Annotated in this window: 8 protein-coding genes; 5 read left to right on the top strand and 3 right to left on the bottom strand. The window is 45.0% G+C overall.

Annotation, left to right across the window (positions count from 1 at the left end):
* Positions 1–115: 115 nt before the first annotated feature.
* Positions 116–1,120, bottom strand: a complete 1,005-nt coding sequence (gene purR, locus ACXAFJ_RS04210; RefSeq protein WP_475321636.1) for an HTH-type transcriptional repressor PurR — start codon at positions 1,118–1,120, stop codon at positions 116–118.
* A gap of 239 nt (positions 1,121–1,359) precedes the next feature.
* The gene (elyC, locus tag ACXAFJ_RS04215) at positions 1,360–2,163 is read right to left on the bottom strand and encodes an envelope biogenesis factor ElyC (RefSeq protein WP_475321638.1); all 804 of its coding nucleotides are present in this window, start codon (positions 2,161–2,163) and stop codon (positions 1,360–1,362) included.
* A 112-nt stretch (positions 2,164–2,275) separates the two neighbouring features.
* On the opposite strand from elyC, the gene cmoM reads away from it, so the two are divergent.
* From cmoM to ACXAFJ_RS04240, 5 genes are all read left to right on the top strand, one after another.
* Complete coding sequence (gene cmoM / locus ACXAFJ_RS04220; RefSeq protein WP_475321639.1) at positions 2,276–3,064, top strand: tRNA uridine 5-oxyacetic acid(34) methyltransferase CmoM; 789 nt, start codon at positions 2,276–2,278, stop codon at positions 3,062–3,064.
* Between the two features lie 33 nt (positions 3,065–3,097).
* On the top strand, positions 3,098–4,435 hold the full coding sequence (mukF, locus tag ACXAFJ_RS04225) for a chromosome partition protein MukF (RefSeq protein ID WP_475321641.1): 1,338 nt from the start codon (positions 3,098–3,100) through the stop codon (positions 4,433–4,435).
* On the top strand, positions 4,416–5,165 hold the full coding sequence (gene mukE / locus ACXAFJ_RS04230; RefSeq protein WP_475321643.1) for a chromosome partition protein MukE: 750 nt from the start codon (positions 4,416–4,418) through the stop codon (positions 5,163–5,165). Before mukF ends, mukE begins: the two co-directional genes overlap by 20 nt.
* Positions 5,162–9,634 carry a chromosome partition protein MukB gene (mukB, locus tag ACXAFJ_RS04235; RefSeq protein WP_475321645.1) on the top strand — a complete coding sequence of 1,491 codons (4,473 nt, stop codon included), beginning with the start codon at positions 5,162–5,164 and terminating at the stop codon, positions 9,632–9,634. Before mukE ends, mukB begins: the two co-directional genes overlap by 4 nt.
* Before the next feature lie 208 nt (positions 9,635–9,842).
* Positions 9,843–10,832 (top strand): helix-turn-helix domain-containing protein, encoded by a 990-nt coding sequence (locus ACXAFJ_RS04240; protein WP_475321646.1) that lies wholly within the window; start codon positions 9,843–9,845, stop codon positions 10,830–10,832.
* 16 nt (positions 10,833–10,848) lie between these two features.
* Here ACXAFJ_RS04240 and ACXAFJ_RS04245 read toward each other — a convergent pair whose 3' ends face one another.
* The gene (locus ACXAFJ_RS04245; RefSeq protein ID WP_475321648.1) at positions 10,849–12,078 is read right to left on the bottom strand and encodes an MFS transporter; all 1,230 of its coding nucleotides are present in this window, start codon (positions 12,076–12,078) and stop codon (positions 10,849–10,851) included.
* Positions 12,079–12,202: the final 124 nt, after the last annotated feature.

The raw sequence follows: 12,202 nt of genomic DNA on the forward strand, positions 1-12,202 counted from the left end.
GTCACAATATATTTTATGCTCATCAGTCGGTCTTGCTATTAATGCCTGTCTGTCTCTCACTTTGTGCATAAAATTGCCTAAAAACTCGCACTTTTACACTTGTATGCTAAGGCGCCTATTTCAAGCGTTTAACGGTGTCACGAACCACAATTTCAGGTTGCATTTCGAAGACTCGTTTTTCATGAGCGCGATCTTTGATGCGTTCCAATAAGATTTCAAATGCATTTTTACCCACACGACGTTTGGGTTGGTGTATGGTGGTCAAAGGCGGTGAAAAGTACTCGGCCAGTTCGATATTGTCGTAACCAATCACAGAAATATCGTCTGGGACCTTCACGCCTTTTTGTTGCAGGCGGCTCATCAAGCCAAGTGCCATAGTGTCATTGAAGCAAAAAATTGCGGTTGGCTTTTTATCCATGGCAATAATTTTGTCGGCTGCTAATACGGCAGTATCACATTCGAAATTGCCTTCCAAAATCCAATCATCTTCAACAGTCAAATTGGCTTCATTCATTGCGCGTTTAAAACCGGCAATACGTTCTTTACACGCTGCGGTTTCAAAATAGCCACTTAAACACGCAATGTCCTTATGGCCACTGTCGATGAGATATTTTGTCGCTAGATAGCCGCCTTCTTCTGAATTATCTATGATTTTGTCCGCATGTGAACTTTCTGGTCCCCAATCCATCACCACCTTCGGGATGTCTGATTGGCGATCTAACATTTCAGATAGTTCCTGAGTTAAATCAGAACACATGACTAACATGCCATCCACGCGTTTTTCAGCGAGCATACGGATGTAATCACGTTGTTTTTCATAGATACGGCCGGTGTTACACAAAATCAGAGTGTAACCTTGGCGATAACAATAACTTTCTACTCCGTCGATGACTTCTGAGAAAAATGGGTTAGTCGACTGTGTGACTAGCATGCCGATAGTACGTGTAGAATTGCATTTCAGACTGCGTGCAACTGCACTCGGCGCGTAGTTGAGTTCTTTAACGGCTTCCATCACCTTCTCTTGGGTCGCGTCCGCGACAAAACGAGTCTTGTTGATTACGTGTGACACAGTGGTCGTTGAAACGCCGGCTAAACGAGCCACGTCTTTGATGGTAGCCATAGGTTGGTCCTGTTGTGTTATGCCTTTACTCTAATAATACACCGATCGCAGCAGAGTGAATGCGATTGCAATGGGTGTTAAAGGTCTTAATGAAACAAGAAAACCGCTGTTTTCAGCGGTTTTCTCGAATTTAGCGTCAATTATTCGCAATTTTGAACGATTTTAGACATTAATCGAAACGCTGGCAATAGATTGCACGGGTGAAGTAATGCACTTTATAAATGCAATCGTTTGGCTTTTTAAACTTTGGATTCCGATGCTTCAATCACCACTTCTTCGTAGCTTGATGCCCAGTTTCGCAGTTGCTGCCAGATTCGACCCAATGTTTCGTGCCAGTATCTTTCTGTCTGCTCTAAATACTTACCTTTTGGGGTGTACTTTTCCCATGGCGCATCGATATTCTTTTGTGCCAGAAAATTGGTTGGCGCCGCATACGGGTCAAGACCAGCCGAGTTGAATTCGAGCAGGGCACGTTTCATGTGACTTGCCGACGTTACCACCACTAAACGCTTTTGCAAGACAAATGCAGCAGCTTGGCGGGCTTCTTCCCAGGTATCTTTGGCTGTCTCGAGTAAGATAATGTCGGATTTTGATACGCCAAGTGCCAGTGCAACTTTGGCCATCATTCGTGCATTACTTACTTCAGAGCCTGCCGCATAACCAGACAAGATTAGTTTTGCACCGGGGTACATGCGCAGAATTCGTATGCCTTCTGTTAGTCGCATCAAACCAGTTCGACTGAGCTCAGAAGTGGGGGGGATGTCGTCGTCGACCACATGGCCACTCCCTAATACCATCACAAAATCGATCGGTTCATCAACGGGAAAAAACGCCGAATACTGTCTTTCGAGCGGCATAAGAAGTCGAGATGAAACGGGTTGGAATGCGATAAGAAAAATACCGACAAAAGATAACAATACCACCATACAGCCCGTTTTCTGGCGAGTGGTGAACATGATTAACATCAGCCCGAAAAAACCAATGATAAGCATGGCCGGTAACGGCATAAGTAATGCTGACACTACTTTTTTCAGCTCAAACATAATCAATTAGCCCGAAAAAACATCAATTGAATGTAAAAAAAGTCGAAGGCGCTTTATTCCTGAAGCGCTTATGACAGAATAGCGGAATCCGAACCATGATAGCGCAGCACCTGTGACAGAAGACCGCAATTTCGACGACATTGCCCACAAATTTGCAAAAAACATCTACGGGTCTGACAAAGGTGAGATTCGGCAAGTGGTTGTTTGGCAAGATATTAGCCGAGTTCTCGATACATTAAAAGCGTCAACATCAAGCTTGAACGTACTAGATGCAGGCGGTGGCTTGGCTCAAGTGTCTCAGAAAATCGCTACACTAGGCCATCAAATTACACTGTGTGATCTTTCTTCTGAAATGCTTAAGTTGGCGGAAGCGGAGATTGCAAAAAATGGGTTGAGTGATCAGTATCGGCTAATTCATTCTGCTATCCAAACTTTGTCAGACAAGGTAACTGAGCGATATGACTTAGTCTTGTTTCACGCCGTCATGGAGTGGTTGGAAGACCCCAAATCCGTGTTGGAACAAGTACTCGATTACGTTAAACCGGGCGGGTTTGCATCAGTGATGTTCTACAACCAACATGGATTGGTTTATAAAAATGTGGTGTGTGGCAATATTCCGCATGTTTTGCAAGGAATGCCACACAGAAAGCGCTTTAAGTTACAGCCTAAACAAGGCCTTTGGCCAGAAGATGTATATAAATGGGTTGAAGCAACGGGTTGTGAAATTATTGAGAAAACCGGTATTCGCTGTTTCAGCGATTACATTGGCAACCAAGAATACATGGGCGATTATAGTCCAGAGCAAGTCTTGGAACTAGAGACCAACTTCTGCCGTCAAGAACCCTATCGTTCAATGGGGCGATACATTCACGTGACAGCAAGAAAACCCTTACACACTTAACGTCTTTGAAGTGTGCAAAAGCTAGGTAACAACATGAGTGAACAAACAACTGCGCTCATGGAGCAATCCTTAGACGAGTTAGTCGGTTGGGTAAAACAGCACGACTTTTCTCTCAACCTCTCCACAGAAAGACTGGCATTTGTCATTGCGCTTTCTGTCTTAAGCCAAGAACGATATGACGAAGAGCTTGGAGAAGGTGAGCTTCATGATGCGTTTGCCATTGTCAGCGACTTATTCCCTGACACTGGTAGTACGTCAGCCTTTCGGGCAAACAATGCGATTAATGATTTGGTTCAACAACGTTTGTTGAGCCGGTTTACCAGCGAAGTCACCGATGGGGCGAGTATTTATCGACTATCTCCTTTGGCAGTTGGTATCAGTGACTATTACGTGCGACATCGCGAGTTTTCAAAGCTAAAGTTGTCGATTCAGCTGTCAGTGGTGGCAGACGAAATGGCCAAAGTGGTGTCCGCTGCCAAAAAAGGTGGTGATCTCAGCTTCTGGAAAAACAAAGTCTACGGCGTGCTGCGTTACTCGGTCGGTGAAATATTTGATCAAATTGACCTAAACCAGCGAGTTATGGATGAACAACAGCAATCCGTTAAACAAGAAATCGCTGAACTGCTGAATAAAGATTGGCGTGAGGCAATCAATAATTGTGAAAAGCTGCTGACAGAAACCTCTTCGACACTTCGCGAATTGCAAGACACGTTGCAAGCGGCGGGTAATGAAATGCAAACCCAAATACTCGATATCCAAGAGCAGGTTCAAGATCGCGAAGAATTGGACTTTATTGGTGAGACCTTATTTGGTTTGCAAATGAAGCTGGATCGCATCATTAACTGGGGCCAGCAAGCGATAGATTTGTGGATCGGCTATGACCGACATGTTCACAAGTTCATTCGTACCGCCATTGATATGGACAAGAATCGCGCATTTAGTAGTCGCTTACGACAGTCGCTAAAGGACTATTTCGATGCGCCCTGGTTACTTACCTTTGCCGATGCTGAGAAATTGGCCGATCTAAGAGATGAAACATTGGTACTGCGCAATGATGAAGTCACCGGATTTGCACCGGCGGAAGTTGAGTATCAAGAGATCGAAAAAGTGAACGACGAGCTTTCCAGTCGAATTGGTCATTTATTGAAAGCGCATAAAGAGCAAAATATGCCAATCGATCTCAGTGAAGTGTTGCGAGATTATTTGGCTACTCACCCTTATGCTCTCCATTTTGATTTAGCACGCATCCTAGTCGACCAAGCGGTTCGATTAGGCTATTCAGAGTCCGATTATGCCGCCATTCAACCCGATTGGCAGGCAATCAACGAATTTGGTGCCAAGGTACAAGCAAATGTCATCAACAGATATTAACGAATACATGCCAGAGAACTTGGCAAAGGCGATCGCCAACCCACTGTTTCCGGCGCTCGACAGCATGCTGAGATCAGGTAGACACATCTCTACCGAAGATATTGATAATCATGCATTACTTGCTGATTTTGAACCAGAGTTAGCGTTGTTTTATCAACGTTACAATACTGAACTGGTCAAGGCGCCGGAAGGCTTTTTCTATTTACGCCCACGCTCGACTACATTGATCAATCGCAGTGTACTTTCTGAGCTAGATATGTTGGTCGGTAAAGTTCTGTGTTTTCTATACCTAAGCCCGGAGCGTTTGGCTCATGAGGGCATTTTCACCAATCAAGAGCTTTATGATGAGCTTCTTTCGTTAACCGATGATAAGAAGCTGATGAAACTGGTGACCAACCGAGCATCGGGGTCCGACCTCGACAAAGATAAGCTATTTGAAAAGGTTAGAACCTCACTACGCCGCTTAAAACGCTTGGGTATGGTGATCAATGTCGGTGAAAACGGCAAATTCAAAATTAGTGAAGCGGTATTTAGATTTGGTGCCGATGTTCGAGTTGGCGACGATTTAAAAGAAGCGCAACTACGCCTAATTCGCGATGGCGAAGCGGTCGTTCACAACGAAGCCCCATCACAGGGCAGTCTTCTCGATGTTTCGGAAGCGGAAGCTACTGAAGAAGATACAGCATCAGAAGACGATGAATCAGCGAATCAAATGGCAGGTGAAGCATGATTGAACGCGGTAAATATCAATCACTAACTATGGTCAACTGGAACGGCTTTTTTGCACGTACCTTCGACATTGATCAGTTAGTCACCACGTTATCTGGCGGTAATGGTGCCGGTAAATCTACAACTATGGCGTCGTTCATTACCACGCTGATTCCAGACCAAAGCTTATTGCACTTTCGCAATACGACCGAGGCCGGCAGTACTCAATCGTCTCGCGATAAAGGTTTGTACGGCAAGCTACAACCGGGAGCTTGTTATGCGGCGCTAGACATCGTCAACTCGCGCAAGCAGCGAGTGATTTTTGTCGTAAAGCTACAGCAAGTGGCGGGGCGAGATAAAAAGGTCGATATCAAGCCGTTTGTCATTCAAGGTTTGCCAGTTGCTCTTAAACCCACCCAAGTTTTGATCGAAACGATAAGTGACAATCAAGCTCGAGTTAGGCAGTTACCAGAGGTCAAACAAGCGATCGCTGAACTGGAAGGCGTGCAATTTAAAGCCTTCAACTCAGTGACGGATTATCACGCCTACATGTTTGAAATGGGTGTGATTCCGAAAAAACTAAGAAATACCAGTGACCGCTCTAAGTTTTACCGTCTAATTGAAGCATCGCTTTATGGCGGGATCTCTAGCGCGATTACACGTTCTCTTCGAGACTACTTGTTGCCACAAAATGGCGGGGTAAAAAAAGCGTTTCAAGACATGGAGTCAGCACTTCGTGAGAATCGCATGACCCTTGAGGCGATCAAAACCACGCAGTCGGACCGCGATCTGTTTAAGCATTTAATTACTGAGTCCACCCAGTATGTCGCTTCAGACTACATGCGCCATACTAACGAACGTCGCGCTAAAGTGCAGCAAGCACTAAATTTAAGAGCTGAAATGTTTGGCGCGCAAAGCTCGCTCAAAGAACATAACCAAGCGTTGCAACATGCTCAAGAGCAGCTAGGCCTATTGACTGAACAGCAAAGCGACTTAGAGCAAGATTATCAATCGGCTTCTGACCATATGCAGTTAGTGCAAACTGCGTTACGCCAAAAAGAAAAAATTGAACGCTACCAAGATGATCTGTTTGAACTGTCCGAGCGATTGGAAGAGCAAACTATGGTGGTCGAAGAAGCGCAAGAGCAGGTCTACATCTGTGAAGAGCAAGCTCAATCTGCTGAGCAAGAAGTGGATAGCCTAAAAACACAGTTGGCTGACTACCAGCAAGCGTTAGATATTCAGCAAACTCGCGCGCTTCAGTACCAACAAGCGGAGCAGGCGCTGAACAAAGCCGCTCAATTGTTGCAAGACTCAGAACTGACCCCAGAGAGCGCTGCGTCACATTTGCAAGAGCTCAAGCAAACCGAGCAATCGCAAACTCAAGCCATCTTGTCGCTTAAACACAAGCTGGATCTATCAGCAGCAGCGGCTGAGCAGTTCGAGCAAGCGTTGGCATTAGTTAAGCAAATTGTTCCAGATGTAACTCGCGACAACGCCTCTTCCCATGCCAAAGCCTCCCTTCAAAAGGCAGTAGATTTCCAGCAAATTGTTGGTCAAGAAGCGCAGTTGATTGCAAGTCACAAAGAGCTATCGGCCAAACTTGCTAACCAAAAAAACGCGAACCAAGCGCAAGCCGAGTACCTCGAACTTAACCAAGTTCTTGTCGATAGTGAAGCCGAGCTGGAATTGCAAAAAGAGCTGCAACAAGAAACCATAGAGAATCTTAATCAGCAGCGCGAAGTGAAGCGTGACCTAGTAACCGAAGCAAAGCAATCTCGCCAACGTGCTGATGAACGTATTCAGCAGCTTGAATCTTTGGCTCCTCAATGGTTGATTGCTAACTCTAAATTGGAAGAGCTGCGTCAACAATCAGGTCTTGAACTCAGCGATCGTTCTCAGGTGATGCGAGAGATGCAAAACACCCTAGAGAACGAGAAGCGCTTGTCTGTCGAGAAAGATAAGCTGGCAGAGCAACGTTCATCACTGGAGCTTGAAATCGAGCGCTTGGCGTCACCAGGCGGTTCCAATGACCCACGTCTGAAAGGACTCGCGGATACCTTGGGTGGCGTGTTACTTACCGAAATCTACGACGACATTACGTTAGAAGATGCACCGTATTTCAGTGCCATGTACGGACCCGCTCGTCACGCGATTGTGGTGTCTGACCTGTCCGGTATTGAAGAAAAGCTGGTTGATTTAGACGACTGCCCTGAAGACTTGTATTTGATTGAGGGCGATGTCGACGCTTTTGATGACAGCGGTTTTAATGCTGATGAGCTGCAAGACGCTGTTTGCGTGAGGCTAAACCAACGTCAAATGCGTTACTCCCGATTCCCTGAAATTCCTGTGTTTGGCAGAGCCGCCAGAGAATCTCGTTTAGAAAAACTGAGAGCGCAGAAAGATGAGGTAGTCGAGCAGCACGCTAAGGCGGCATTCGATTCACAAAAGCTGCATCGCCTATACCAAACATTTAATGAGTTTGTTTCTCAATATATTCAAATCGCGTTTGATACTAGCCCTGAAATTGAACTGCAGAAGTTGCGAACTGAGCGCACAGTCAATGAACGCGAACTTCAGCAAGCTAAAGAAACGGTAAAGTCCGTTGAAGCTCAAATCGCCAGAAGCAAAAGCGCGTTAACACTACTTGATAAAATGGCGGTTAACATCGGACTTCTCGAAGACCACGGTTTGCAGGCAAGATTTGACCAGTTGCAATTGCAGTTGGAAACGTTACGTGATGCGAAACGTTTCTTACAAGCCAATCAGTCCGCGTTGGAAAAGCTTAGACAATGTGCGTCAGCGTTAGAAACGGACCCGCAAAAACTTGATGAATTGCGCTCTGAGCACGAGAGTGCAGACCGAGCGCTTCAGGCTACCAAATCGACCATTTTTGCCTTGTCGGATGTCATTGAGCGTAAATCTCACTTTGCCTACCAAGACTCGGTCGATATCTTGAATGAAAGCAGTGACCTAAGTGAAAAACTAAAAGCGAAGCTCACACAAGCTGAAGACAGCAAGGTTCGAACTAGGGAAGTGCTCAAGCAAAACCAAAATCAGTTTGGGCAGTACCAGCAGGTACTGGCGTCGCTAAAAAGTACTTACCAAGCCAAAAAAGAAACCATGAACGAGTTTCAACAGGAAATGGCGGAGTTCGGCGTTGCAGCAGACCACATCGCGTTAGAACGCGCTGAGCAAAGAAAAGAAGAGCTATATTTGGCGTTGACCACTGCTCGTCAAAAACAAGCGGAATTTGAAAAAGTGTCAACGGCGGCCGAGCTAGAACTTAAAGGCCTGGTCAAGCAACTCAAGAAACAGAAAAAAGCGTATGCGGAGCTAAGAACTTTTATTGTCTTAGCGAAAGCAGGGTGGCGTGGTGTGATGCGTTTGGCGAGAGCTCATGACGTGGAACGACGTTTGAACAAACCTGAATTGGCTTACTTGTCTGCTGGCGAACTTCGCTCCATGTCTGACAAATCCTTGGGTGCGCTTCGCTTGGCGGTAGCCGCCAACGACGATCTGCGAGATGCGTTACGTGCATCGGAAGACAATGCGTATCCAGAGAGAAAAGTGCTGTTTTACATTGCGGTCTACCAGCACCTGAGAGAGCGTATTCGCCAGGACATTATTCATACCGATGATCCGGTTGAAGCCATTGAAGAGATGGAAGTTGAGTTGGCAAGACTTACCGAAGAGTTGACCCAGCGAGAAGCTCGCCTAGCGATCAGCAGTGAAGCGGCAGCCAGCATTATTCAGAAGACCATTCAACGAGAGCAGAATCGAATTCGCATGTTAAACCAAGGTTTGTCAGCGATTGCCTTTGGTCAAGTGAAAGGGGTTAGGCTTAACGTTAAAGTTCGGGAAAGTCATGAGGTGTTACTCCGTGGTCTGTCTGAACAACAAGAGAACCACAAAGACCTGTTTGAGAGTCATAGATATACCTTCTCAGAGGCCATGGCGAAGTTGTTCCAACGCGTGAATCCACATATTGATATGGGGCAGCGTTCTGCTCAGGTATTGGGTGAAGAACTACTGGACTACCGTAACTATCTCGAGTTGTCGATAGAGGTCAATCGCGGAGCAGAAGGATGGCTTCAGGCTGAGTCTGGTGCTCTGTCGACTGGTGAAGCAATCGGCACGGGTCAGTCTATCTTGCTGATGGTGATTCAAAGCTGGGAAGAAGAATCGCGCAGACTGAGAGCCAAAGACTTAGTGCCATGCCGACTTCTTTTCTTGGATGAAGCGGCGCGTTTGGATGCCAAATCCATCGCCACGCTTTTTGAGTTGTGTGAAAGATTGGACATGCAACTGCTTATCGCGGCACCAGAAAACATTAGCCCAGAGCGCGGAACCACCTACAAGCTGGTTCGTAAAATCTTTAAAGATAGAGAACATGTACACGTCGTTGGCTTAAAGGGGTTTGGTCAGCAATCTCAGATGGAAACGCCACAAGTGTCACCCGCCAATTTAAGTGTAGAAATGAGCGAATAGTTCGATAGCCACAATTCCCCTAAAGCCAGTCTGGTTAACCAGTCTGGCTTTTTTATTATGCAAATATTCATGGTGTTATAAGCGTAAGTTTATCAATAGCAAAGAATTTTCTGCGTCAAGATTGATTGGAGTGATACGTCAAATAACTTGAATACTTAAGTTAATAACATTAATCTCTCATTGTTATTAATAATCATTCTCAATTGGTATGAGCAAATTTTTCCGCTACGAGTTCGACCACAAAGAAATGACCGAAAAGGCAACTGAATCATGTATTTTGTTGGAAGATAACAGTTTTGGTCAAATGTCCGTCAGAAACACACAATTACAAGATGGTATTCACCTAAACACCTATACCGGTCATTTCAATCGCGCAGTGGAGCTGTGGTCCGACAATACCTATGAAAACAAATTACTGAATCTGTTTGTCAATTTGGCAGGTACTTGTGAATGCTACATTGCCTCAATTAATCAAACTTTTGTCGTGCCGACTAAAAAAATAGTCGTGTATTACTCAGCGGAAACAGCGGGCTACACCAGAATGTTGAAAACCAACATGAAGGGGGTCTCGGTATCTCTACCGTTAACCATGTTTAAAGATATGATTAATGAAGATCAAAATGAGGCAGTGATCAAACGGTTTTCAGGAGTGTTTAAATCGGACCCTGAACCTTTTTACTTACTTGTTGATGCAACACCAGCGATATTAGAGTCAATTACACTACTAGATGGACTGCAAGATGATACGTTTTGCTCTCGGCTTAAACAACGTGGTTTAGGCTGGCAGTTGTGTGGTGAGATCATCCATCAAATATATTTGCAAAACGGTCAATGTAATTGTCATCTCAGTCCAATTGATGTTCAAAAGATCCATCAAGCGCGCGATATTCTCGCATCCAATATGGAAAACCCGCCGACACTTATCGAATTAGCTCGTCAGGTTGGTTTAAATGATTTCAAACTTAAACAGGGGTTTAAGGCGGTATTTCAACAAACTGCCTTTGGGTTCTTACAGCAATACCGAATGGAAAAGGCGCGAGAGTTGTTGGTTAATGGCGAAGAGAAAGTAATCAATATTGCCAATGAAGTCGGTTATAGGAATCACGGTCATTTTTCTGCGGCATTCAGAAAACACTACGGCCAAACACCGAGGCAGTATTTAAAAAACATCAAAGGAATCCCGCTTCCGATTGAATAGAAACGGGATTCAGCAATCAATTTATGATGATCTGTTGCTCTTGATCAGCTTGGTTTCTATAGAAGACATCTTTCTCACCACGATAGACGAGATAAATCAAAATAACCGATGCGATAGATAGTACAGCAGACAGAATAAAGAACTGTTTGTAACCTAATGACTCAGTAATCCAGCCGCTAAGCGTGGCGAGCGGCATGGCTCCAAGGTAAGGTAACACTGACAATATCGAAAAATCAGTTGCTGCGGTTTCTTCATCACAGAAGGTCATCGAGACAATACAAACTACGGTAAACGCCGCGAAGCTTGAAAAGATCAATAAACCGCAAGCGGGATACAGCCACAACAATGGCATTGCGTGGCCTTCTACCTGAATAAAACAAACAACGGATATTGCGAGTAGTGCCGCGAGCATATTCAGTGAATTTCTGGCTCCCAGCTTTTTCACCATGATACTGCCGAGTACACCTGCAATAACGCCAACGATTGAGCTGAACAAACCAGTCAATAAAGCGATTGATTGGTTGCTAATACCTACGTCAACCATAAAGGGTTTAATCATGGCGTATACCCCTTGGTTGGCACCGTAAAACAGCATCATGATTAACGCCCACTTGCGTATCCCTGGCTTTTTGAATAGCGTCCAAATCCGTTTGAATTGAACTTTTTCACTTGATTGGGTCTGCTGTGTTGTTTTGGGTAACATGAACAAGCCCAACAAAGATGCCAGAGCCAAGGTTAATAGCGAACCCTGCCACCCAAGTGATTCGTATACATACAAGAGCAACCCACCGCCTAAAATCATCCCAACTGACATAGTCGAAACCATCAAGCCGTTTAACCATCCTTGCTCATCTTTACTGTGTTGTTTCACCACAATTGAACAGCAGACTAAGGTGAGTAAATTACTGGTCAAGCTACCGAACATCATCAGGCCAAATATAAGCCAGAAGTTTTCTTTGAGCTCCAACATCGAAATAACACCCATGCAAAGAGCTGTTGCCACGAGAATAATCCCAAGCCATCCAGATTCTGCTTTTCCCAAGGGCGAAAATTTGTCGATAAAGGGGCCCCAGATCCACTTAAATAATTGCGGCATGGCGAGCGCGTACATCATACCTATCGTGGCTAAGTCAAACCCTTGTTGCCTCATAATAACGGGAACCACAAGCATACAAAAAGACAAAATGGATGAACTTAAGCACCACAGGTAAGCCAAGGGTGCAAATTTTGCAGATAAGATTTTCATGGGAAAACACACCGAAAAAGAAAAGCAGTTTGCCAGCCTGAACAAAATAAACCGCTCAAATACGGATTATCTTATAGAAATGATCAGGTTAAAATTCAATTAAAACAAAAGCTTGAAAAAATCC

The sequence above is a fragment of the Vibrio sp. ABH4_348 genome (assembly GCF_056159765.1).